General features: G+C 57.1%; 18 protein-coding genes. 3 read left to right on the top strand and 15 right to left on the bottom strand.

Going from position 1 to position 25,095, the window contains the following annotated elements; all coding sequences use genetic code 11:
* Positions 1–364: 364 nt before the first annotated feature.
* Together NR201_RS15500 and NR201_RS15495 are read left to right on the top strand one after the other, a co-directional pair.
* Positions 365–1,378: a M4 family metallopeptidase gene (locus tag NR201_RS15500; protein ID WP_159227049.1), complete on the top strand. Its 1,014-nt coding sequence runs from the start codon at positions 365–367 to the stop codon at positions 1,376–1,378.
* Positions 1,375–1,707, top strand: a complete 333-nt coding sequence (locus NR201_RS15495) for a protealysin inhibitor emfourin (RefSeq protein ID WP_010671321.1) — start codon at positions 1,375–1,377, stop codon at positions 1,705–1,707. The genes NR201_RS15500 and NR201_RS15495 overlap by 4 nt, the downstream gene beginning before the upstream one ends.
* Before the next feature lie 45 nt (positions 1,708–1,752).
* Here the strand turns inward: NR201_RS15495 and NR201_RS15490 are convergent, their stop codons facing one another.
* From NR201_RS15490 to NR201_RS15430, 13 genes are all read right to left on the bottom strand, one after another.
* Positions 1,753–4,194 (bottom strand): glucose/quinate/shikimate family membrane-bound PQQ-dependent dehydrogenase, encoded by a 2,442-nt coding sequence (locus NR201_RS15490; protein WP_010257526.1) that lies wholly within the window; start codon positions 4,192–4,194, stop codon positions 1,753–1,755.
* Between the two features lie 312 nt (positions 4,195–4,506).
* A complete protein-coding gene (locus NR201_RS15485; protein WP_022624126.1) occupies positions 4,507–4,728 on the bottom strand; it encodes a zinc ribbon domain-containing protein in 222 nt (73 codons plus the stop codon).
* 61 nt (positions 4,729–4,789) lie between these two features.
* Positions 4,790–6,280 carry a ribosome biogenesis GTPase Der gene (der, locus tag NR201_RS15480; RefSeq protein ID WP_010257536.1) on the bottom strand — a complete coding sequence of 497 codons (1,491 nt, stop codon included), beginning with the start codon at positions 6,278–6,280 and terminating at the stop codon, positions 4,790–4,792.
* A 174-nt stretch (positions 6,281–6,454) separates the two neighbouring features.
* Positions 6,455–7,636, bottom strand: a complete 1,182-nt coding sequence (gene bamB / locus NR201_RS15475; protein ID WP_010257539.1) for an outer membrane protein assembly factor BamB — start codon at positions 7,634–7,636, stop codon at positions 6,455–6,457.
* A 19-nt stretch (positions 7,637–7,655) separates the two neighbouring features.
* A complete protein-coding gene (locus NR201_RS15470) occupies positions 7,656–8,273 on the bottom strand; it encodes a YfgM family protein (RefSeq protein ID WP_010257542.1) in 618 nt (205 codons plus the stop codon).
* Between the two features lie 39 nt (positions 8,274–8,312).
* The gene (gene hisS, locus NR201_RS15465) at positions 8,313–9,587 is read right to left on the bottom strand and encodes a histidine--tRNA ligase (RefSeq protein ID WP_010257545.1); all 1,275 of its coding nucleotides are present in this window, start codon (positions 9,585–9,587) and stop codon (positions 8,313–8,315) included.
* Positions 9,588–9,692: 105 nt separating this feature from the next.
* Positions 9,693–10,814, bottom strand: a complete 1,122-nt coding sequence (gene ispG, locus NR201_RS15460; RefSeq protein WP_003848692.1) for a flavodoxin-dependent (E)-4-hydroxy-3-methylbut-2-enyl-diphosphate synthase — start codon at positions 10,812–10,814, stop codon at positions 9,693–9,695.
* A gap of 37 nt (positions 10,815–10,851) precedes the next feature.
* Complete coding sequence (gene rodZ, locus NR201_RS15455) at positions 10,852–11,871, bottom strand: cytoskeleton protein RodZ (protein ID WP_033758630.1); 1,020 nt, start codon at positions 11,869–11,871, stop codon at positions 10,852–10,854.
* Positions 11,861–12,595 carry a type IV pilus biogenesis/stability protein PilW gene (pilW, locus tag NR201_RS15450; protein WP_031292207.1) on the bottom strand — a complete coding sequence of 245 codons (735 nt, stop codon included), beginning with the start codon at positions 12,593–12,595 and terminating at the stop codon, positions 11,861–11,863. Before pilW ends, rodZ begins: the two co-directional genes overlap by 11 nt.
* An 80-nt stretch (positions 12,596–12,675) precedes the next feature.
* Complete coding sequence (locus NR201_RS15445; protein WP_010257560.1) at positions 12,676–13,845, bottom strand: bifunctional tRNA (adenosine(37)-C2)-methyltransferase TrmG/ribosomal RNA large subunit methyltransferase RlmN; 1,170 nt, start codon at positions 13,843–13,845, stop codon at positions 12,676–12,678.
* 187 nt (positions 13,846–14,032) lie between these two features.
* The gene (gene ndk / locus NR201_RS15440; protein ID WP_003848684.1) at positions 14,033–14,464 is read right to left on the bottom strand and encodes a nucleoside-diphosphate kinase; all 432 of its coding nucleotides are present in this window, start codon (positions 14,462–14,464) and stop codon (positions 14,033–14,035) included.
* A gap of 175 nt (positions 14,465–14,639) precedes the next feature.
* Positions 14,640–16,979 (bottom strand): peptidoglycan glycosyltransferase PbpC, encoded by a 2,340-nt coding sequence (gene pbpC, locus NR201_RS15435; protein ID WP_256849944.1) that lies wholly within the window; start codon positions 16,977–16,979, stop codon positions 14,640–14,642.
* Entirely contained in the window at positions 16,980–21,875 is a 4,896-nt protein-coding gene (locus NR201_RS15430; protein ID WP_256849943.1) for an alpha-2-macroglobulin, read from the bottom strand.
* Between the two features lie 146 nt (positions 21,876–22,021).
* Here NR201_RS15430 and sseA point away from each other — a divergent pair, with 146 nt between their 5' ends.
* Positions 22,022–22,864 carry a 3-mercaptopyruvate sulfurtransferase gene (sseA, locus tag NR201_RS15425; protein ID WP_010257579.1) on the top strand — a complete coding sequence of 281 codons (843 nt, stop codon included), beginning with the start codon at positions 22,022–22,024 and terminating at the stop codon, positions 22,862–22,864.
* Positions 22,865–22,904: 40 nt separating this feature from the next.
* On the opposite strand, the gene sseB is transcribed toward sseA, so the two are convergent.
* Both sseB and pepB read right to left on the bottom strand, forming a co-directional pair.
* Complete coding sequence (gene sseB, locus NR201_RS15420; protein WP_010257582.1) at positions 22,905–23,669, bottom strand: enhanced serine sensitivity protein SseB; 765 nt, start codon at positions 23,667–23,669, stop codon at positions 22,905–22,907.
* A 46-nt stretch (positions 23,670–23,715) separates the two neighbouring features.
* Positions 23,716–25,002: an aminopeptidase PepB gene (pepB, locus tag NR201_RS15415; protein WP_010257585.1), complete on the bottom strand. Its 1,287-nt coding sequence runs from the start codon at positions 25,000–25,002 to the stop codon at positions 23,716–23,718.
* Positions 25,003–25,095: the final 93 nt, after the last annotated feature.

Genomic DNA, 25,095 nt, shown 5'->3' with positions numbered 1-25,095 from the left:
GGCACATTCCCTGTCGCCAGGGCGTTTCAGATGGCTTGCCAACGTTGTTGCCTCAGAAAAGCGCCGCCGCAAAACCGCCTCCTGACTCTGCCCGTCAGCTCACACTTTTACACTTAACGCTGGCCTTACTAATGAGGTCTAACCAGCCTGACGGGTCTATACTTTCTGGCACATTCCCTGTCGCCAGGGCGTTTCAGATGGCTTGCCAACGTTGTTGCCTCAGAAAAGCGCCGCCGCAAAACCGTCTCCTGACTCTGCCCGTCAGCTCACACTTTTACACTTAACGCTGGCCTCACTAATGAGGTCTAACCAGCCTGACGGGTCTATACTTTCTGGCACATTCCCTGTCGCCAAGGAGTTTCAGATGGCTTATTGCGTTATTCCTCCCTATATCCTTCGCAAAATCATCGCGCACGGTTCCGGCCACCAGCAGGAGCAGGCGCGTCGCACCCTGACACACGTCCAGCACCTGATGGCGGAACACTGGCAAAAGCAGCCGGTGGCAAAAACCGCGGCAGGCGGCAACGTGGATCGTGAAATTTATGATGCGCAAAGTCAGCAGACCCTGCCAGGTAAGCTGATTCGTCAGGAGGGCCAGCCCGGCAATGACGACGTGGCGGCTGAGGAAGCCTGGAACTATCTTGGCGTAACCTATGACTTCTTCTGGCAGGCTTATCAGCGTAATTCGCTGGATAATCAGGGGCTGAAATTGCTCGGTACCGTGCACTACGGTGACAAATACCAGAACGCCTTCTGGAACGGTCAGCAAATGGTATTTGGTGATGGTGACGGCGAAATCTTTAATCGCTTCACCATTGCGATTGACGTTGTGGCGCATGAACTGGCGCATGGCGTGACGGAAAATGAAGCCGGCTTGATCTACTTCGAGCAGGCTGGTGCACTGAACGAGTCACTGTCAGATGTGTTTGGCTCGCTGGTGAAACAGTTCAGTAAAAAACAGCGCGCCGATGAGGCGGACTGGATTATCGGCGAAGGCCTGCTGGCAAGCGGCATCAATGGGCGTGGTCTGCGATCGATGTCTGAACCTGGCTCGGCCTATGATGACCCGATGCTGGGCAAAGATCCGCAACCGGCACACATGGATCACTACGTGAAGACACGTGAAGATAATGGCGGGGTTCATATCAACTCCGGCATCCCTAACCGGGCTTTTTATCTGGCAGCAACAGCGCTGGGTGGTTATGCGTGGGAACAGGCGGGATATGCCTGGTACGATACGGTGTGTGACGACGAACTGCCACAGGATGCTGACTTTAAGACCTTTGCCCGCTTCACCGTTCAGCATGGTAAAAAACGGTTCAACGAATCGGTCGGCAGTGCCATTGAACAGGCGTGGAAGGAGGTTGGCGTGCTATGAGTGACCTGCCCGAACTCACTGATGACGCCACCATCATCGTCGCGCGTGAAGGCGGCATGGCCTTTATTCCGGGGCTACGCGCCGAACGACGCTTTATGCTGGGCGATCTGCCGCCGCCAGAAAGAGAGCGCGTCTGCCATGCGCTGCAGCAGGCGATGCCGCTGGGCGAACCTGAGGAGAAAGCCGCGCAGGTGGGCAGTGGCGACCAGCGCTATTTTCGCATCCAGATTCAGTATGCAACCCACCGCGAGGTTGGGACGATAGTGCTGTTGATTCCGGAACAGGTGGCGCCACCTGAGTTGCAGGCGCTGTGGCGCGACGGCAAATAAGCAAAAAAAAGGGCCGACTATGTCGGCCCTTTTCATTAAGTGTTGTTACTTGCTGTCTGGCAGTGCGTAAGCAATCACATAATCACCACGGTCCGGTGACTGACGTGCGCCACCTGCCGAGATCAGGATGTACTGCTTTCCATCTTTCGGTGAGACGTAGCTCATCGGGCCACCCTGACTGCCCACCGGCAGACGTGCTTTCCACACCTCTTTCCCGGTTGAAGAATCAAAGGCGCGCAGATAGTAATCCTGCGTACCCGCGATGAACACCAGGCCGCCCTGCGTGGCCAGCGTACCGCCCAGCGTTGGCATGCCAACCGGCATTTTCACGCGCATCTTGATACCGAATGGTCCGGTATCCTGCACCGTGCCGACCGGCACCTGCCAGACGATTTTCTGCGTTTTCATGTCAATCGCCGACAGCGTACCAAATGGCGGTTTCTGACATGGGATACCCAGCGGTGACATAAAGCGATTTTTATTCACAGCATATGGCGTGCCTTTCAGCGGAACGGCACCCATACCGGTGTTGATCGCTTCGCCGCCGTTGCTGCCGCGCGCAATATTGCTGGTATCAGCCGGGATCATCTGAACCCACAGACCCAGACGCATATCATTGACGAACAACAGGTGGTTGTTCGGATCGACCGACATGCTGCCCCAGTTCATACCGCCCAGCGAACCCGGGAAGCTCAGAGACTTGTCGGTGTCCGGCACGGTGAACAGGCCATCATAGCGCATAGATTTGAAGCCAATGCGGCAGGCCAGCTGATCAAACGGCGTGGCACCCCACATGTCAGACTCTTTCAGCGTCTGGTTGCCAATCTGCGGCATCCCGGTCGAGTGTGGCTGCGTTTTGGTGTACTGCTCGTTCGGGATATGACCCTGCGGCATCGGCAGTTCTTCGACTTTGGTCAGCGGCTTGCCGGTCATACGGTCAAGCACGAAGATCATGCCGGTTTTGCCGCCAATCACTACCGCAGGTGTGGTTGTGCCATCTTTTTGCGGGAAGTCGATCAGGCTTGGCTGCATCGGCAGGTCAAAGTCCCACAGATCGTTATGCACGGTCTGATAAACCCACTTCTCTTTACCGGTCGTGGCATCCAGCGCCAGAACCGATGCGCCATATTTGTGATCCAGCTCAGTGCGGTTCGCACCCCAGAGGTCAACCGACGAACTGCCCATTGGAATGAACACGGTGTTCATTGCCGGGTCGTAAGACATTGGCGCCCATGAGTTCGGCGTACTGCGGGTATAATCTTTACCCGGCATCAATATCGCATTCGGGTCAACATTGCCTGGGTCAAACGCCCAGCGCATCTGGCCGGTGATAACGTCAAAGCCACGCAACACGCCACCCGGCATATCCGTCTGCACGTTATCCGCTACGCGACCGCCGACCACCACAGTGGTGCCAGCCAGGGTTGGCGCTGAGGTCAGCTGATATTGCGGATCCGGTGCCTTGCCCATGCCCGCTTTGAGATCAACGATGCCGTGATCGCCAAAGTTTTCACAGAACTCACCGTTGTCAGCATTGATCGCAATCAGACGCGCGTCGATGGTGTTCATCAGAATACGACGCTGACAGCTGTCACCGGCTGGCAACACTGCGGCAGTCACAGGTGAAGACCCCGGCTTATCTGGCTGCTGCAGCGGTTTCGTGGCGTCAAAGTAAGCCAGACCACGGCAGCGCGGCCAGACTTCCGCTTTGGCATTGATTTCACGTTTCCAGATCTGCTTACCGCTGTTGGCTTCAACGGCGATAACGTTGTTGTGCGGTGTGCAGAGATAAAGGGTATTGCCAATCTGCAACGGTGTCTGCTGATCTTCTGCGCCGTTGCCGGTCGGGCTGACAGGGGTATCACCGGTACGGAAAGTCCAGGCCACCTGCAGATCTTTCACGTTGTCGCGGGTGATTTGATCCAGCGCCACAAAGCGGCTGCCCTGCGGAGTATTACCGTAGTTATCCCAGTCTTTCTGCTGTTTCGCTTTATCTACCGGGATCAGCGGCAGCTCTTCGCCCGTGCCTGCAACGGTAGGATGTGGCTGGAACATCTGCACCAGCGTAACAACCATGCCTGCCGCCAGCAGCGCAGAGAACGCATAAGAGGGTTTTGCCAGTGAGTGCTTACCTTCATGCTTACGCAGTGAAGGCCAGATCAGGAAGGCAAGCAGCATCAGTCCGGCAGGCACCATCAGGCGTGATACCAGCGGCCAGAACTCCAGGCCCGCGTCGAACAGCGACCAGATCAGGGTGCCGACAAAGACCAGCAGGAACAGAACCACTGCCGAGGATTTACGACGGAAGAACTGAATTGCGGAGAGTACAGTGACGATACCCGCAATTAAAAAGTACCCGCTGCCACCAAGTGCAACCAGTTTGCCGCCGCCAATTGCAAAAAACAGACCGGTGGCAAGCAGCACCAGTCCGAGCAGCACGGATGCTATTCCCAGCCCCTTTCCGGAGCGGGAGGATGTTTCAGCCATAATACTTACTCTCCTGAATAAACAGAGCACCCGGACAGATGCCATCCGGACGCCGGCGCGTTAAGACAGTCCGCGCCAGGCATCGCTCGGTTTCAAATCGAATATAAACAGACCCGCGTCCGTGAGATCGATGGGCCGGAAGAACACGGATGTGGCTTGCCCCTCCCACGACGCGGCAGGATTGTACCACCTGGTACATTACAGAGTGAACATCCACAACTCATTTGTTACGGCGCAATAGCATTTTTGCTACAAAATGAGCCAGTCGTCGCTCTGAATTCTCAGACGTTTTAAGCGTAGCTGAAAGCGGCGTCAGTGACCTGGCGGCTGGAAAAGGACGCGCTTGCGGGAGATAAGGCCATGTCCGTTCCGGCAAAAATAGTCCACCGCGCCGCAGGCTTTGAGCACCTCAAGCGGCTGATGACACTCCGGACAGCAGGGTTGTGCGGGGTAATGCGTACCGCAGGTATTACAGATAAATTCACCGTCACTGAGCGACAGCGGTTGCTGACATTTTTCGCAAATAATAGTCACTATTTTCTCCCTGCTCCGGTTTATTCAGGGCAAAAAAAGAGGGCCAGATGGCCCTCTATTCTTAACGCTTGTTCTTTTTCATATGCGCCAGCAGACGCTTACGTTTACGCTGCTGCGTTGGTGTCAGCAGGTTACGTTTGCCTTCATAAGGGTTATCACCCTCTTTGAACTGAATACGAATTGGCGTTCCCATCACGTTGAGTGATTTACGGAAATAGTTCATCAGGTAGCGTTTGTAAGAATCTGGCAGATCCTTAACCTGATTACCGTGGATTACCACGATAGGCGGGTTATAGCCCCCCGCGTGCGCGTATTTGAGCTTAACGCGACGACTGCGTACCAGCGGTGGCTGGTGATCGTCTGCCGCCATATTCATGATGCGGGTCAGCAGCGAGGTGTTTACACGCTTCGTCGAACAGTCATAAGCTTCAGTGATCGACTCAAACAGATTGCCGACGCCGCTGCCGTGCAGCGCAGAGATAAAGTGGATGCGGGCGAAATCGATAAAGCCCAGACGGTAGTCCAGTGTCTCTTTCACTTCATCACGCACTTCCTGCGACAGGCCATCCCATTTGTTGACCACAATCACCAGCGAACGACCACTGTTGAGAATGAAGCCAAGCAGCGACAGATCCTGATCGGAAATACCGGCATGGGCATCAATCACCAGCATCACCACGTTGGCATCTTCAATCGCCTGCAGCGTCTTGATCACCGAGAATTTCTCTACAGTGTCAGAGATTTTGGCACGCTTACGCACGCCCGCCGTGTCGATCAGAACGTATTCACGTCCATCACGCTCCATCGGAATATAGATGCTGTCGCGGGTGGTACCCGGCATATCGTAGACCACTACGCGGTCTTCACCGAGAATACGGTTGGTAAGCGTTGACTTACCTACGTTAGGACGGCCAACAATCGCCAGTTTGATCGGCAGGCCCGTCGGGTCGAAGTTTTCTTCTTCCTCGGCGGCTTCCTGCTCAGCAATCTCGTCAGCTTCAAGCGCAGCCCAGTACGCCTGGTTCTCTTCTTCTTCCGTGAGCTCGACCGTCTCAACTTTGTCCATCCATGGCAGCAGTGCCTCTTCTATCAGGCTGCTCACACCACGACCATGCGATGCCGCAATGGCGTGGATCTCGCCCAGGCCCAGTGAATAGAAGTCCACAACCGCCTGATCAGGATCCATCCCGTCAGTTTTGTTGGCCACCAGGAAAGTCGCTTTCTGGCGGGAACGGAGATGCTTAGCGATTTGCTGATCGGCGGCCATCATGCCCGCACGCGCATCGACCATAAACAGCACGACATCCGCTTCTTCAATCGCCAGCAGTGACTGCTCGGCCATCCGCGTTTCAACACCCTCTTCGGTGCCGTCGATACCACCGGTATCAATAACAATAAATTCGCGCCCTTCCACTTCGGCGCGACCATATTTGCGATCGCGAGTCAGTCCAGGAAAATCCGCTACCAGCGCATCACGTGTGCGGGTTAAGCGGTTAAATAGCGTAGATTTTCCCACATTGGGACGCCCAACCAGCGCGACCACAGGTACCATAACAAAATGCCTCAATAAATAATTAATCGCCCGAATGGCGTGATTATAACGGCTCTGGCCGTCAAGTTCAGGCTTAAGGCGCAAAGAATACCATGCCTGACTAAAAACGAAACGGCCCCTGATTAAATCAGGAGCCGTCGGAACGGAGGATTTCACCTGCCAGACGTGTACCCGTTAACGGGTAATCGCATAAACCTCACCATCTTTCGACTGGATCAGCAGCTTATCGCTGGCGACCACCGGCTCGGTCTGGAAGCCTGAGCTATCCAGTTCCTGCTGCGCAACAAAACGACCATCCGTGGTGTTCAGCCAGTGCAGATAACCTTCGCTGTCGCCGACAACCAGATAGCCGTTGTAGAGCACCGGCGAAGTCAGGTTGCGATGCAGCAGATCGCTTTGACGCCAGATGGCGACGCCGCCGTCAGCGTTAAGCGCAATCACACGATCGTCCTGATCGACCAGATAGATGCGGCCGGCATCAACAATCAGATCTTTCACACCGCCAATTTCGCGTTTCCACAAAATCTGGCCGGAACGCAGATCCAGTGCTGTCAGATTGCCGTTATACGCCAGCGCGTAAACCACGCCATTGACGATAACCGGTGTGGTATCGACATCGTTAAGACGATCGATCTCAGTGGCACCGCTGACCTGGGAAATACGCTGCTGCCAGACCAGTTGTCCCTGGTTCAGCACCACGGCACTGACACGACCATTGTCGCCACCGACAATCGCGCCACCAAAAGCGACAGCCGGAGCAGATTCACCGCGCAGAGACAACGCTGGCATATCCAGGTTAACGCTCCACTTCACGGCACCGCTGCTCTGATCCAGGCCCTGCAACATGCCGTTGCTGGTATGAACCAGCACCAGACCATCGCTGACTACCGGACGTGACAGGGCTTCACCGGCGACTTTCGTCTGCCACGCCAGGCTACCATCACTGCTGTTGAGGGCATAAACCTGGCCGCGCTCGCTGCCAACATAGACCCGATCGCCATCAGCCGTCAGGCCACCTGATAACATGGCTGAGCGATTTTTAGAGAAGAAGCCGGTTTTCTCAGAGAGATCGACTTTCCATTTTTCTTTACCGTCTGCGGCATCGAGCGCTTTGACGATACCAAAGCGGTCGGCAGCATAAACCGTATTATCCTGCCAGGCAGGATGCAGATTTGAGTAGAAATCACCGACACCATCGCCTACCGAGGTGCTCCACACTTTCTGTGGCGTGAACTGATTTTCCACCTTCGGCAACGGGGCCATTTTTACTACATCTTCTTCGCCGCTAAACAGCGAACAACCGCTGAGCAAAGTGACTGAAATCAGTCCCGGCAGCAGGTATTTACGTAATTCCATGCGCTCTCTCTTGACTGGCTTAGCTTAAGTTATTCATCTTCATCTGCATCATTTGCTTCAATGCCGGAGAGGCGTCAGATTCAACCCCTTTACTCCAGGCATCGCGCGCGCCCTGCTTGTCGCCTTTGGTCAGCAGCGCTTCGCCGCGAATATCGGCCACAATGGCTGTCCAGCCATCACCCTTCACACCGTCAAGGGTTTTAAGCGCCGCATCCGCTTGATTCTGTTGCAGTTGAATGCGTGCCAGGCGCAGGTTAATCACCGCCTGCAGATTGGCATCTTTGGTATCTTTCAGTCCGTTTTGCAGCAGCGTCGCGGCTTTATCAAGCTGACCGGCGTCAACATACTGCTTCGCCAGATCCATCGCAGCCAGCGCACCGTAGGTGTTGCTGTTTTCACTGGCAAAACGGTTTACCGCTTCCAGCGTCTCCGGTTTGCCCGCCTGCATGGCGCTGGTGAGCTGCTGATACTGCGCTGATACTGTCTTCGCCGTATCGTCCTGGTGACTGCTCCAGTAACGCCAGCCGCCCAGCGCAGCAATGCCGATCACCACGCCAATAGCTAACGCTTTGCCATTGTTGGCAAAAAAGTTGCGCAGCGCGTCGGTCTGCTCGTTCTCATTGCTATACACTTCCACGCAATCCCTCTCCTTTCTATGGTTGGTGCTGTGTCACGCTTACTGTAACAGCGAGCGCAAGACAGCAGCAGCCTCTGCCTGATCCAGCGTTTGCTGCTCGCCACGGCGCAGATCTTTAATCACGACCTGACCGGCTTTGACCTCGTCCTCGCCTAACACCAGTGCGACGCGAGCGCCCCACTTGTCAGCACGGGCAAACTGTTTCTTGAAGTTGCCGCCGCCAAAGTTGGTCATCAGCCTCAGTTCTGGCGCTTCATCACGCAATTTCTCAGCCAGCTGCATTGCTGCAGACTGCACGCCCTGACCTGAAGCGATAACATAGACATCCACATTGCTCGTCGGTTCAAATTCAGGATTAACCGCCTGAACCAGCAGCACCAGACGCTCCATGCCCATGGCAAAGCCAACGGCAGGGGTTGCGCGCCCACCGAGCTGCTCAACCAGGCCATCATAGCGACCACCACCACATACCGTGCCCTGTGAACCCAGGCTATCGGTGACCCACTCAATCACGGTGCGATTGTAATAATCAAGACCACGTACCAGACGTTGATTGACGGTGTAGCTGATCCCGGCGTCATCCAGCAGGGCACACAGGCCGCTGAAATGTTCACGTGATTCGTCGTCAAGATAGTCACCAAGCTGTGGCGCATCATTCAGTAACTGCTGGATATCAGGATTTTTAGTGTCGAGAACGCGCATCGGATTGGTGTACATGCGGCGTTTACAATCCTCATCCAGCACCTCTTTATGCTGTTCAAGGAAGGCGACCAGCGCGTCGCGGTAATGCGCGCGTGCTTCCAGCGAACCGATAGAGTTGAGTTCCAGACGAACGTGCTCAGAGATACCCAGGGCTTTCCACCAGCGGGCGTTCAGCATGATCAGTTCAGCATCGATGTCCGGTCCCTGCAGACCAAACACTTCCACGCCAATCTGGTAGAACTGACGATAGCGGCCTTTCTGCGGACGCTCATAGCGGAACATCGGGCCCATATACCACAGGCGCTGCTCCTGGTTGTAGAGTAAACCGTGTTCAATACCGGCTCGCACGCAACCTGCAGTGCCTTCCGGACGCAGCGTCAGGCTTTCACCGTTGCGGTCTTCGAAGGTATACATCTCTTTTTCAACCACGTCGGTGACTTCACCGATGGCGCGTTTAAACAGTGGGGTTTGCTCCACCAGCGGTAAGCGAATTTCGCTGTAACCGTAGCTCGCCAGCGTCTGCTTGAGAACGCCTTCAATCCGTTGCCAGAGGGCGGTATCCGCAGGCAGGTAGTCGTTCATCCCGCGAATCGCCTGAATATTCTTCGCCACGTTAGAATCTCTTAATGCAAAAAAACCTGTCCGGCATCATACCTTATGAGGATGAAACCGCACAGGTTCAGTCAAAAAAGTCACGCACGCAAACCGCGTACGCCATTATTTTTCCAGATGCTGCACATCAATACGGCGACTGGCATCCAGCATCGACGCTTTAGCACGAATGCGCGCTTCCAGCTGATCGATCATGTCATTGTTGTCGAGACGATCGCGCTGACGCACACCATCCTCGTAGAAACCACTCTTCTTGCTGCCGCCGGTCACGCCCAGCGTAGAGAGGGTCGCCTCGCCAGGTCCGTTGACCACGCAGCCGATAATGGAGACATCCATCGGGGTGATGAGGTCTTCCAGACGCTGCTCCAGCGCGTTGACCGTGCCGATAACGTCGAACTCCTGACGTGAGCAGGTCGGACAGGCGATGAAGTTGATGCCACGAGAACGGATGCGCAGTGACTTGAGGATATCGAAACCGACTTTGACTTCTTCTACCGGATCGGCGGCCAGCGAGATACGCAGCGTATCGCCGATCCCTTCTGACAGCAGCAGACCCAGTCCAATCGCCGATTTCACTGCGCCAGCCCGCGCGCCGCCCGCTTCGGTGATACCGAGATGCAGTGGCTGTTCAATCTGTTTCGCCAGCAGACGATAAGATTCAACCGCGAGGAAAACGTCAGAGGCTTTAACGCTGACTTTGAATTGATCGAAGTTAAGACGGTCGAGATGATCGACATGGCGCATGGCAGATTCCAGCAGCGCCTGCGGCGTCGGCTCGCCATACTTTTCCTGCAGATCTTTCTCCAGCGAACCGGCGTTCACGCCGATTCGAATCGGAATATTGTTGTCGCGCGCGCAGTCCACCACCATACGGATGCGCTCATTGTTCCCGATATTACCGGGATTGATGCGCAGGCAGTCGACGCCATACTCGGCGACTTTCAGGGCGATGCGGTAGTCAAAATGAATATCTGCAACCAGCGGGACGTTAACCTGCTGTTTGATCAGCCTGAATGCTTCTGCGGCATCCATGGTAGGCACCGAGATACGAACGATGTCGACACCGACTCGCTCAAGGGCTTTGATCTGATTTACCGTCGCCTCCACGTCAGTGGTGCGGGTGTTGGTCATCGACTGGACAGCGATGGGTGCGCCGTCACCGACCGGCACCTTGCCGACGTAAATGCGTTTGGATTTACGACGGATAATGGGTGCTTCGTTATGCATATTTCTTCTCCACAATTGCCCGGTACGCGATACGCTGTTATTGCGCACCCAACGTCAGGCGAGCAACCTGGTTATTACGGATAAAACGACTTAAATCAACGGGCTGATTCTGATATTGCACCTGAACAGCGGAAGGCGCGCCAATTTTCAGACGATACGGAGGCGTTCCTGCGAGGCTGAGTTTACCACCACTGCGCTGAATGCCGCTGAACAGTTTTTTGCCGGTGGCATCGCTCACTTCCAGCCAGCAGTCGGCGTTAAAGGTCATCACCACCGCATTAGGGTCAGCAGCCGGTTCACTGACCGCCGCTGCACCTACTGGCATCTGAGGTGCCGTGCTGTTATTGGTATTCGTGTTAGCGGCCGCAGGTGCAGCCGCTGAGTTGTCCACGGGCGCCTGGCTCGGTGAAACCACGGCATTGCTGGTGGTATCCGGCTGTGCGGTGGTCGCGCTATTGCTGCCAGTGGCGGCCGGAGCCGCACTCGCTGGCGCACTGGCTGCGCTGTTGTCACTGGTGGTATTGCTTTCGTCAGGCGCGGCAGGTGCCGCGCTGTCACCGCTGGATTCACCCAGCGGAATCGACTGACCGCTATCACCGCTGCTGCTGTTCTGATCGGTCATCGGCACCAAATCATCCTGCGACTCTTTATGATTCTGCCACCACCAGGCACCGGTCAGACCCACCACCACAAACACCACCAGCCAGGTGAAAATCATCAACCAGCCGTCGCGTTTCTTGCGGCGTTTGCCCAGCGAGAAACTTTGCATCGGCTCGATCTTTGAAGCCCGAATCGGTGTCTGTTTCGCCATCATCGGCAGCAGTTCCTCTTCAGGAATGTGCACCAGACGCGCGTAGGAGCGAATGTATCCGCGCAGGAACGTGGAGGCCAGATCGGCAGGCGATTTGTCTTCCTCGATATCACGCACGGTAGAAAGTTTCAGGCACAGGCGTTCAGCGACGTTCTGCTGCGTCAGCCCCATCTGCTCACGGGCCAGACGCAGGCGTTCACCTGTTGAATGTAATGCAGAGTTTTCTTGAGTGGCTTCAGTATTCATTAGCTAAATAACGCTGGTACTGTATCGATTGCGGAAAACGTCGCGCTAACTGGTCGCCATAACGTGAAACGTCAGCGGCATCTCCCTGTAGCGCGGCGAAACGTAAGTGTAACGCCAGACTTCGTGCCGTTGCGGGCAGCTGTTGCTGGTAAATATCAAGCAAAACCTGCACCTTCGCCAGATGGTTATCTGCCAACTGCTTTTCAGCTTCCGACAGCAGCGAATCAGCTTTGCGTCTGTCAGCCTCAATGGCCTGGCGTAGTGTCCTGCGGGCAGCGGCAATATCGCCAGCCTGCAGATAACAAAACCCTGCCAGTTCAAGCGCGTCATTGCGTGCATCAAACTGCGGTGCTGCGCTTGCCCGACTAAACTGTTGATGCGCTTCGCCATACTGCCTTAAAGCGCAGAGAAACGCACCGTAATTGTTAGCAACAAAACCATTATCCGGGGCCTGCTGCTGTGCCAGTATAAACCGTGCCTGCGCCGCTGTCTGATTACCCTGCTTCTGCGCCAGTCGAGCCAGCGCAAGCGAGACCCGGTAATCCTCTGGCGCGGCGGCCTGTGCCCGCAGAAAGTTTCGCTCAGCTGCGGCATAGTCACCACCCGCCAGATAGTGCATCCCTAACTGCAGACGCACCTCTTCTGCTCCGGGTTCGTGATGCTGGCTGACACACCCGCTTACAACAAACAGCGCCAGTAAAACTGCAGGTAATCCGTTACGCATAATCGTTTCCATCCGGTTGACGTTGACAGGCTGCAGCCTGCCACGCGTCATCACTTCAGGAAACGCTCTGAGTCACTCTTCTAGAGAGCCTTCACAGAGATGGCTTCACCCGCCATTTTTTTACGCATCGTACGCTTGGTACGGTCGATCACCTCACCGGCTAACTGACCACAGGCGGCATCGATATCGTCGCCACGGGTTTTACGCACGATGGTCGTAAAACCATAGTCCATCAGGACTTTGGAGAAACGATCGATGCGGCTATTGGAGCTACGGCCATAAGGCGCGCCCGGGAAGGGGTTCCAGGGGATCAGGTTGATTTTACACGGTGTTTCTTTCAGTAATGCGGCGAGTTCATGCGCATCATCTGTGCTGTCATTGACGTGATCCAGCAACACGTACTCGATGGTCACGCGTCCCTGATTGGCGTTAGATTTGCCAATGTAGCGTTTCACCGCCGCCAGGAAGGTTTCGATATTGTACTTTTTGTTGATCGGGACAATATCATCACGCAACTTATCGTTAGGCGCGTGCAGGGAAATCGCCAGCGCGACGTCGATCATATCGCCCAGTTTATCCAGCGCAGGTACCACACCCGAGGTAGAGAGGGTCACGCGACGCTTCGACAGACCAAAACCGAAGTCATCCAGCATGATCTCCATCGCCGGGACCACGTTATTGAGGTTGAGCAGCGGCTCGCCCATGCCCATCATCACCACGTTGGTGATAGGACGCTGGCCGGTGATTTTGGCTGCGCCGACAATTTTCGCCGCGCGCCACACCTGACCAATAATTTCTGACACCCGCAGGTTACGGTTAAAGCCCTGCTGTGCGGTCGAACAGAATTTACACTCCAGCGCACAACCCACCTGTGAAGAGACACAGAGCGTGGCGCGGTCCCCTTCCGGGATATAGACCGTTTCCACCAGCTGGTCGCCCACGCGAATGGCCCATTTGATAGTGCCGTCGGTAGAGCGCATCTCTTCTGCCACTTCTGGCGCACGGATCTCCGTCAGCTCCATCAGCCGGTTACGCAGCTTTTTGTTGATGTCGGTCATCTGCTCGAAGTCATCGCAGCAGTAGTGATAAATCCACTTCATGACCTGATCGGCGCGGAAAGGCTTTTCGCCCAGCGACAGGAAGAATTCGCGCATCTGCTGACGGTTGAGATCCAGCAGGTTTATTTTCTGGCTTTTGGGGGAGACGACAATAGGGGATGCGGACGCGGACGTCACAATCTGTTCGGACATAATATTCTCTGGCCTCGTTGTTACACGTTATGGCGCTGTTCAGGGATAGGTGAAAAAAATTGCGCCTTCATTAAGCTGAGTCAATGAAGGCGCAATATTGTACAACATCTGCAGCCTGATAACAGGCGGGAGTGACCTCCCCTACGCAGATTTTTGTAAAGCCGACGTAACGTTTATCGCCAGGCGATTAACGGGTACGTGGGCAGATCTCGTTTTCGCCAAAGAAATAAGCGATTTCGCGGGCAGCGGATTCAGCAGAATCTGAACCGTGCGTGGCGTTTTCGGTGAAGCTGTCAGCGTAGTCAGCACGCAGTGTGCCAGCCAATGCGTTTGCCGGGTTAGTGGCACCCATCAGGTCACGGTGACGCTGAACGGCATTTTCACCTTCCAGCACGGAAACAACAACCGGGCCAGAGGTCATGAATTCAACCAGACCATCGAAGAATGGCTTGCCCTGGTGCTCAGCGTAAAAACCTTCAGCCTGCTCTTTGCTCAGCTGCAGCATTTTTGCGCCAACGATTTTGAAGCCAGCGCTTTCAAAACGGTTGTAGATAGCACCAATCACATTTTTAGCGACGGCGTTTGGCTTGATGATAGAAAAAGTACGTTCGATTGCCATGATGACCTCTGTCTTGACGTTCTGAAGAAACCGGTGGCGTCCGCCCCGGTTAAGAAACGGCGCCGATTATAGGGGCTGAGTCCGGCATTGCCTATCAGAGATCCCTAATTTGATGAAAATTCTTGATCTGAGTCGAAGCAGACGCGCCATAGTTATGATTTAGCGCAAAAAAGCGTCAGCCCCGGCTGAAGGTGACCGAGACAAGTTGCCCCTCTTCATCCATCACCACCAGCTGATACTCGCCCGGATGATCGAGCTGCAGCGACAGGCTGTCTGCGGCGTTCTGCGTCATCAGAGGCTCACCATTCAGGAACCACCAGCGCTGTGTGCCCTGCCCTCCCTGCACCGCGACCGGCATTGTCAGCGCGCTCCTGCCCGGCAGCGGTCTGACAATTTGCCCCTCAATCACGCCGGTAACGATCAGCGGTGCGCTGCTGCCCTGCTGTAACGGCGGACACCGGGCATCGACAGGGGGCAGACGTTGCGCCCGCCGCTCCTGAGGCGGCAGCCAGGCCTCCAGCGGCAGCGGCCAGACCAGCCGTTCATGGCGGGTGGCGTCGGGGCAGTCTGCTGCGACGCGCAGTCCCTGCGCATTCTGCCAGTAGCCCAGGCGTAATCCGCTGAGGCTCTCCTGACCGGGAGCCAGTAATGTAGGCGGCAGCGTGTCGGCGGCAACCCAGCTTTGCCGCCGCTGGCGACAGTTTTCGTCTCCGGCGGGCAACGGCTGACCGCCAGGCCAGCAAATGGTCGCCACCGTCACCGAGGCCGGCCGCGGATCGCCCGGAACGTCACGTCTGCTGAGGCGACTCATCAGCAGGCTGTTGATCTGATTCATGACGGGCACGGCAGAGGCAAAACCAAACTGCCCGGCAACCGGCGTCGCATCCGGTCTTCCGACCCAGACGCCAATCAGATAACGGGGATTAATCCCCACCGACCAGGCGTCGCGGTAGCCATAACTGGTGCCGGTTTTCCAGGCCAGTGGCACCACATCGGGTACGCTGCCATTGCCCGCGGGCTGCGCTTCCCCGGCCAGGATACGCCGGATGATCCACGCCGACTCAGGCGAAAGCAGCGGCCGCTGCTGTAAAGGTTGATCGGGCATCCAGCGCAGCTGGCCGGCGTTGCCGTGGCGGGCAAAGGCGCTGTAGGCAGCCACGATCTCATCCATGCGCGCTCCGGTGCCGCCGAGAATCAGGGAAAGATTAGGTTCAGCGCCGGGGGGAAAACGTAAGTTCAGACCGACATTGCGCAGGCGCGCTGCAACGTTTTTCGGTCCCAGCGCCTCCAGAAGCTGCACCGCAGGCAGATTCAGCGACCGCACCAGTGCGTCACTGGCGCTGACCGGCCCGTGAAATCCGGTATCGAAGTTGCCTGGCCGGTAATCACCAAAGCGACGCGGCACATCCTGCAGCAGTGATTCAGCATGAATCAGCCCCTCATCCAGCGCCATGCCGTAAATAAAGGGTTTTAACACCGAGCCTGGCGAACGCACGCTGGCGATCATATCCACATGGCCAAAACGGCTGTCATCGGTAAAATCAGCCGAGCCGACGTAGCCGCGAACCGCCATGGTGGTGTGATCCACCACCAGCATCGCCAGCGAAGTGCGTGGAGGAAGCTGATTTTTAACATTCAGCGCCAGACTTTCCAGTTCGCGCTGCAGTGAGGGGTCAAGCGTAGAGACAATCTTATCGCTGTGGCTGATCGACAGCAGCCGCCGGGCCAGCAGCGGCGCCATCTGTGGCATCTGGCGCGGCGGCAGCCACACCGGCTCCTGACGGATTTCCGCCACCTGTTCAGCGGACCAGATGCGGTATTCCGCCAGCCGATCCAGCACTTTGTTGCGTGCGGCTTCTGCCCGCTCCGGCCAGCGATCGGGTCGCAGACGGCTCGGTGCCTGCGGCAAAACGGCCAGCAGCGCCGCCTCGCCCGGCGTCAGCTGTGACGGGGCTTTTCCCAGCCAGCTCCAGCTGGCCGCGCCCACCCCTTCCAGCGTGCCGCCAAAGGGCGCACGGTTAAGATAGAGCGTCAGGATGTCACGTTTGGAAAGATGCCACTCCAGCTGCAGCGCCCGCCACGCCTGAATCAGCTTGCCGCGCAGCGTTCGGGGTTGCGGGTCGATAAGGCGTGCCACCTGCATGGTCAGCGTGCTGCCTCCGGAAATCACGCTCTGATGGCGCAGATCCTGCCAGGCGGCACGCAGCAGAGCCAGGGGATTGATGCCGGGATGATACCAGAACCAGCGATCTTCATAGGTCAGCAGCGCCTGCAGATAGGCCGGAGCCACCTCCTCTGGCGTGACCGGATAGCGCCAGATCCCCTTGCTGTCAGCAAAGCGCCACAATGGTGTACCGTCGCTGGCAACAACCACCCGCGCAGGCTGCACCTGTTTAAGCGGCAACGGGAAAAGCCGATCCAGTCCCCATGTCGCCAGCCACAGCGCCAGAAAAAAAAGCGGCAGCGCGAGCCACCACTTTTTGATGCTGCTGACGTTTACCACGCGTCGCGTCACTTACTGAATATGCAGCTGCGACGGCGTGCTGCCGGTGGCGCGCCACTCCGGCACATACATCGACTCGACCTGCGGTGGTGGCATCAGATAGCGCCCCGGTGTGACCGCCCGCGCCAGGTAGACCAGCGTCGCGGGACGATAAGTATCCACCGCCAGTGCCGCCACAAAGCGATCGTCACGGAACTCAATGTGTCTGATGTCTGCCTGCTGCATGTCACCCATGCTCTCCTTCAGCGTATCCGCACTGTCGCCGAGGCTGGCGCTGCTGTCAGCCAGGTTCTGGTTTTCCAGCTCCAGACCGGCAGGCAGCAGATCCACCACCAGCGCATCGGTGATGCTGCGCTTCGACGAAACGGTCAGACGCACCACCAGCAACTCGCCGCTGCGCAGATTGCTGAGATCGGCGGCTTTGCCATCCAGCGTAAAGTATTCACGTTTTATCCCGAGCACATTGCTCTCCGGCTGTGGCGCGGCCAGCGGATAACCGGTGACATCCAGACGACCATACAGCGGCGCACTGCCCGGATTACTGATGGCTAAGCCCTGCAACAGTCGTTCAGCCCCCAGCCCTTTATTCAGTGGCGCATCACCCTGCAGAGGCTGTGCATTGCCCGACAGTTGCGCCTGCCAGCTTCCGCCCTGCGCACGCTGCAGCGTATGCGCCGCTAAATAGAGCGCGTTATTCTCCTGAGTCGAGAACCAGCGCTTGCCGTTGACCTCTTTTGACAGCGACAGCAGCAGACTATTCTGTAGATCGGGCTGCAGCTTATTCTCTGCTAACAGGGCTATCATCATCCCCTGATCGCGCACCGTGCTGCCATAGTCGCCATACCACTCTTTATCTGAGCGCGTCAGACTGGCACCCTGCATGATCGCAAGCGATGCGCGCTGCCCGTCACCCATCAGCTTCAGCGCCACGCCAAGCTGCATCAGCGCCAGGCCGGAGCGGGCCTTCTCACGCTTTTCATACAAGGCGCGCAGCGCACCCAGCGGCGCACGCTGCTGACGCGCCAGCACCAGTCCGGCGTAAGCCTGCACGCTGAACTGCAGCGCGGCGTTGTTATCACTGCCGCCGCCGCTGATCTGCGCGGGATCCTGCAGATAGCGCAGCAGCCGTGCGTTAGCGCGATCAACTACGTTATCCGGCAGCGCATAGCCCGCCTCGCTGGCGCGAAGCAGGAAATCGGTCACGTAAGGCGTCAGCCAGAACTCCTCCTCACTCTGCTTGTCCCACAGCCCGAAGCTGCCGTTGGCCCGCTGCATGCCCGCCAGACGGGCAATGCCGGTGTCGACGGCGGCCCGGCGCGCCTCATCACTGCTGGTTTTTATCCCCATCGCGGTCAGCTCGGCATGGCTGGTGTAGAGCGACGGCCAGAGGCCGCTGGTGGTCTGTTCCAGACAGCCGTAGGGATAGGCATAAAGCGCACTGATATAACTGGCGATATTGAGCGGCGGACGATTGCTCAGCGTCAGCTGTCCACTCAGGGTCTGAGCATCAAGGCCGGTAAACGCGGTTGCCGCGACCTGCCAGGGCTGATCGGAATTGATGACGGCATCGAAATTCAGTGTCCGGGCCGGATAAGGTGGTCTGACGCCGATTTTCCACTGCTGTTTGCTGGGCTTCACCTGCTCGCCCGGCAGGTTCAGACCGGAAATCTGCACGGCGACCTCACCATCACCAAAGCCGGTTTTCGCCGTGACCGGAATCTGAAGTGTGGTACGTGCGCCTTTGGCCAGCGTCACGCTCTGGCTGGCAGCCCCGGCCAGATCCACTAAGCCACTGCTGCTCAGATCCACCTTCAGGGTTTGCGGCAGATCGGTCAGGTTAGTGAGATCCAGCGCCAGTGAGGCTGTATCGCCGCTGGCAAGGAAGCGCGGGGTGGCCAGTTCGCTGATCAGCGGCGCCGCGACCACCAGTTTGCGTTCTGCCGCGCCGAAGCTGTCGTCGCTCCAGGCCTGAGTCATCAGCCGCAGTTCGCCGTTAAAGGCCGGGATCGGCAGCGTAATCGATCCGTTGCCCTCTTTATCCAGTGTGACTGCCTGTAACTGCTGCGCCACGATATTGACGTGCGTCACCGGCTTTTTGCCGCCGCGCGTCATCGATTCATCTTCGCCATCACCACCAAAACGCAGCGCCGCGAGCCGGCCACCGCCTTCGATCAGCTGGCCAAAGACGTCGTACTGATCGACGTTGTAGCGTTTACGGCCAAAGAACGCCTGCCACGGATCGGGCGTTTTAAAATCCGTTACGCTCAGAACGCCGCTGTCCACCGCTGACAGCAGTACATTCACTTTTTCAGGCAGCGGGCCGCCATCACGACTGGCGTGGACTTTTACCGTCAGGCGTTGCTCAGGACGGATTTTATCGGGCGCATCCAGCGTCAGATTTAAGCGGCGCGCCTCCGTCGCCATCGGCAGATGCAACAGCCCCACCGCGCGTTTTGGCGTTGCGCCACTGACCTTATCGCCGTCTCGCACCACGATGGCGCTGAAGTAGAGATCGTGACGCTGCCAGCTCTCAGCAACAGGGACATCCACCGTTGTGCCGCCCTTTGGTACGGTCAGTGGCTGCCACCAGAGCGTGCCGCTGCTCGACTCCACCATCAGGTAACCTTTACCGGCCGCCGGTGACTCAACCTGCAGATGCACGGTGTCGCCCGGCTGGTAAGCCGCTTTGTCCAGCTTCAGTCTGACCTGATCCGGGCGCAATGCACCCGTGCCGTTGGTGTTATCCTGCCAGTCATAACCCGCCTGGAACCGGACGCTGCTGACGATCTTCTCGCCCGCCTGCACTTCCAGCCGGTAGTGGCCCCACTCGACCGGGAAGCTGACTTTGGTGCTGCCATCAGCCGGGACAGAGATGGCGCGTTCATCTTCCTGCAGATCCTTGTCGCTATACTGCGACTGCCAGCCTTCGCTGTCAGAGAAGCTCCAGTAGTAATCATGGCGTTCACGGATCAGGCGAACATCCAGCTTCTCTGCCGCCAGTTTTTTGCCCTGACTGTTGGCATAGACAATGTCGAATTCGGCCAGGCTCTGTTCCGGCACGGTCGGCTCATCGTGATAGCTGTCACTGCGGTAGTCATAAACCGCCTTGTTACCAAACAGCGGCCGGATACCCGGCAGCGCTTCAGCGGGCCAGATGGCTTGGGTGGCACGACGGGTGACCGGACGTCCGCCGGTTTCCAGCAGGCTGGCCTGCAGGATCAGATTGAGCGGAGAGTGGAGCTGATCCCACTGATTTTCTACCGTGAGTTCTGCTTTACCGCTGGCATCGAGCTTGAGATCCACCTCATCCAGCGTCCGCTTTAACCCCTCTTCGGTGATGTCACCAAACTGGTAGCCTGGCAGTGCAGTCACCGCCTCGCGTGCCGGTCGCAGATAGAGTTGACCCTGTAGCGTGTTACCTGCTGCCGGGGCGCCATAGAGATAGCGCCCCTCAATACCGAACTCAACACTGGCATCAGCGGCCTGCGGCTGAGGGTCATTTTTCAGGGTTAACGCCATACGCTCCGGCAGAAAATCTTCGACGTGAAACTTCCACTCTCGCTTGAGGTTATCGCCGGTATTCAGTCGCAACATCCAGTCGCCGGTCATGGCCGACGCGGGCAGCGCCAGTCGCTGCTGGTAGAATCCCGCTTCAGGCTGCCAGACAAAAGTCCGCATCACCTGGCCATCGGGCTGCACCAGCTCCGCTTTGATCGGCTGCGCGGGCAAGGGGTGTCCGTCGGCATCGCGAAGCAGCGCATTCACGATGACCGTTTCGCCAGGACGATAGATATCGCGCGGACCAAAAACAAACAGCTGTTTGTCATAGCCCTGCGGCCCCGCGACCGGGAATTCAGCGAGATCCAGCGCCGGACGCGCCAGGTCGATCATTGAGGTCTGTTCTCCCTGAATTGCCAGCAGGAGCTTGCCTTTTTCATCCGCCTTGAGGCTCAGATGACCGGTACTGTCACTGGTTCCGCTTTGCAGCACCTGCCCCTTCTCATCCAGTAACCTGACGCTGACCCCGGAAAGCGGCTGACCGTCTGCCAGACTCTGGGCGAACAGTTCAAACCGGGTCGGGAAGCGATGCAGTGACAGGCCAATATCGCTGAGGGTGAAAAGCGTGGCGGGCTGGCTGTAGCGATAAGTACCGGCCTGCTTCATCACCGCCAGATAGACGCCCGGCTGCTGAAGTGCGGTAATGTCACGCATCGGTAGCTGCAGTTTTTCACGCGTGTTACGCGCCGGGTTGAGCTCAAAGCGTCCGCTATAGACCAGCTGGCTGCTTTTCAGCAGCTCCTGCGACTGCCAGCTTGAGAGGTTGTTGCCGTAATTCCACTGCGAGAGAAATTCCGCCAGGCCGGCATTCTTTATCCGGAAGAAATCGACATCGACCTGGTCAACATTCAGCGCCAGCACCGGCAGTCCCTGCGTGATACGCAGCGGCAGCAGTGAACCGCGACTGGCAAAGCCCACCATCGGCTGGATATCACGGGTGGCGATTTTCTGACTGTAATCGGCGGCAAGCGTCTCTCCGCTGGCCGCGCGCAGTCCCGCATCCACCGTGACGGTGAAGTGACGTGACGGCTCGGGATGGCGGAAGCGCAACGTTTTGCGGTTAGCGGAAAGCTCCCAGCCGCCATCCACCCGGCCCTGTTTATCGTCGGTCAGCCTGACTTTTTGCGCGATATCCTGTTTATCATCAAGCGGCTGACTGAAGGTTAAGACCAGCGCAGCGGCATTATCGATCTGCAGTTCCGAGAGATCGATAATCGTCAGCGGTTTGCTGACCTGGGAGGTTGCGGGTACTTCTGCCGCCTGGAGAGGCAAAACAGGTAACAAAGTCGCTGACAGCAGCGAACCACCGATCAGCATGCTGAGCAGCAGCCGGGTATTGCGTTTCTTCATGGTAGTTCCTTCACCGGGACGCAGGGAGTGTCGTTTGATTACGCAGCGCAATTTCATATCAATGCTCGCATTTAATCAACGCTTCTCTTGAGATGGTGCGCACATTCCCTGACACTGGTATGACAGATTGCTGAGATGAGGTTGTTATGACGACGCCACTGTTTGTGTCCGCCGACTGGTTACAAGAGCACTACAACGATGAGCGGCTTCAGGTGCTGGATGCACGGTTGTTGCCACCCGGTATGGAAGCGGTTCGCGATATCCAGGCCGAATATCTGGCGGGTCATTTACCCGACGCCCCTTACTTCGATATTGAAGCGCTTTCCGATCACACCAGCCCTTACCCCCATATGCTGCCCCGCGCCGAAAGTTTTGCCGTCGCGATGCGTGAACTGGGTGTCAGCAGTGATAAGCACCTGGTGGTGTATGACGAGGGTAATCTCTTTTCTGCGCCACGCGCCTGGTGGATGCTGAAAACCTTTGGTGTGGCTCAGGTGTCGATTCTGGCCGGGGGCTTGCAGGGCTGGAAAGAAGCTGGTTTTGCGCTGGCAACCGGCGAAGTGAATCTGCCGGAAGGTGAGTTTGAGGCCCACGCAGATGAAAGCCGCGTGAAACGCCTGACGGACGTACTGCTGATCAGCCATGAAGGCGGCGCACAGATTATTGATGCGCGTCCTGCCAATCGCTTTAACGCCGAAGTGGATGAACCGCGTCCCGGATTGCATCGTGGCCATATTCCCAACAGCCTGAACGTGCCGTGGAACAGCCTGGTTGAACAGGGAAAACTCAAGCCGGAGGCGGAACTTCAGACGCTGTTTGCCGATGCGGGCGTCGATATTACCCAACCGGTGGTCGCCAGCTGTGGCTCAGGCGTGACGGCGGTGGTGGTGATTCTGGCGCTGACGGCGCTGGGCGCACGGGATGTCACGCTGTATGACGGATCCTGGGGCGAATGGGGCAGTCGCGACGACTTACCTATCGCGAAATAAAAAACAGGCGGCCCATGAGCCGCCTGTTTACGTTGTTGTCTCAGATAATCCGCTCACTGCCCTTGAAGTCCCGCAGGAAACTGCCCCAGCGACGCTCATAGAATGGCGTGATGTGGGCGGTAAAGAAGTGGCTGATGCCGCGATCGTTCAGCGTCACCTCACAGATATCAACCGGCGCATCGTCCGGCAGCGTATCGGTTGCCACGCTGCCCGCCGCCTGAATGATCGTCTCAATATTGCTGTCCGCTTCAATGCCAATCAGCAGATTGGGCGCTTCGTCAGCCCGCTCACGGATACTGGCGATAAACGCGCGACGCACCTGCTTATGCTTGCTGAAGAGCTGAGTCAGTGAGTCGATCATCTGCGCAGGGGGTTCAGCCACCTCAGACAGCAATAGTGACTGTCCGCCTTCCAGCACGGTTTGCTGGCTTAGTGCACTGCCCTCTTCAGCCAGCAGATGGGTGATCTCGGCCGCAGTAAACTCTTTACCGGAAGGCAGTTTGGGATTGAGAAACAGCGTCTCGCCACGTGTAATCTCAAACAGCGTTCGTACCGGCAGACGCAGCCAGGACTGCTCACCGCTCACCGCTTCACTCATCGCCTCTTCTGACGTGAAAAAAGGAATGATGCTGCTGCCATCCTCTTTTTCCCAGTGCTGCAGATCAACGGGCGTGCTGGCATCAAGCTGTTGCGTGGTGCTTTCACCTGGCACCCAGGCATCAGATTCCAGCAACAGCTGAAAAAATTCGGGCCGATGGGCAGGCTCAGTGGCCGCCAGCTTCAGCACCTCTTCAAGACGATTCATAGTTTTCCTTTGAACAGCGGCGGCATCAGCCACCGCTGAGATCGGCTTATTTCAGTAACAGATTGGCGAGGGTACGCACGCCAAGACCTGTTGCACCCGCCGCCCACTGGTCAACTGCGCCTTTGCGATAGGTCGCGGAGCAGTCGATGTGCAGCCAGCCCTGCTGATAGTTACTGACGAAGTGTGACAGGAACGCTGCCGCGCTACTGGCACCCGCCGCATGTGACGGGCTGGCGATATTATTGAGATCGGCGAAGTTAGACGGCAGATGGCTGCGATGGAATTCGGCCAGCGGCAGACGCCAGAAAGGTTCGTTCTCACTCACCGCGCTGCCCATCAGCGACTGTGCCATCACATCATCAAAGGTAAACAGCGCATGGTAATCGTTGCCCAGCGCCGTCTTAGCCGCACCGGTCAGCGTCGCAGCATCGATGATCATCGTCGGGTTCTGCTCGCTGGCGTCGATTAAACCGTCGGCCAGGACCAGACGCCCTTCCGCATCGGTGTTCATCACTTCCACCGATTTACCGTTGCGATAGCGAATGATGTCGCCCAGTTTAAAGGCGTTGCTGCTGACCATATTATCGGCACAGCAGAGGTAGAGTTTGACGCGCTTGTTAAGACCGCGCGAAATCGCCATGGCCAGCGCGCCGGTGACGGTCGCCGCGCCGCCCATGTCAGATTTCATTGAGTCCATGAAGCTGCTCTGCTTCAGGCTGTAGCCACCGGTATCAAAGGTGATGCCTTTACCGACCAGACAGGCGTAGACCGGGGCATCGTCGTCGCCGGTCGGGTTGTAATCGAGCGCCAGAAATACCGGCGGACGATTTGAACCGCGTCCAACGGTGTGCAGGCCCATATACCCCTGTACCCTCAGATCGTCGCCTTTGGTGATGCGATAGCTGACGGCACTGCCGCCCACTTCACTGATCAGATCGACTGCATTGTGTGCCAGCTGTTCTGGCCCAAGATCTTCCGCAGGCAGGTTAATAACGTTGCGAACCCAGTCGATAATTTTCAGACGGCGATCAAACTCCGCCTGCTCATGTTCGCCCAGCGCCGGCCACTCAACCTGACGCTGGCCTTTCGGACCACGGAAGCCCTGCCAGAATGCCCAGCACTGCTCAAGGTGCCAGCCTTCGCCGGTCAGCGCCACATGGCGGATCCCCTGGCTGTCGATTTTGTGAGCCGCACGCTGAATGATATTCAGCGCATCCGCGCCGGTCAGATGCAGTGTCATGCCGCTGTCGTTGCTGCTGAGAATCGCTTTTTCGCCCCAGCGCGCATCGGCGGGCTGGCTGCTAAGCGTAATATTCATGGGTTGTGTGGTCATCGAAAAGCTCCATAATCGTTATCTGTTTCATCCAGCCTGATTGTTATAACGGCTTTAATAAGATGTTAAATATAATTCGCAGAGAGACCTGAT

This window comes from Pantoea sp. Fr-CA_6 (genome assembly GCF_024520895.1).
Lineage (GTDB): Bacteria > Pseudomonadota > Gammaproteobacteria > Enterobacterales > Enterobacteriaceae > Pantoea > Pantoea agglomerans.
The sequence above is the reverse complement of the archived record's forward strand: the minus strand, read 5'-3'. Positions and strand labels throughout refer to the sequence as shown.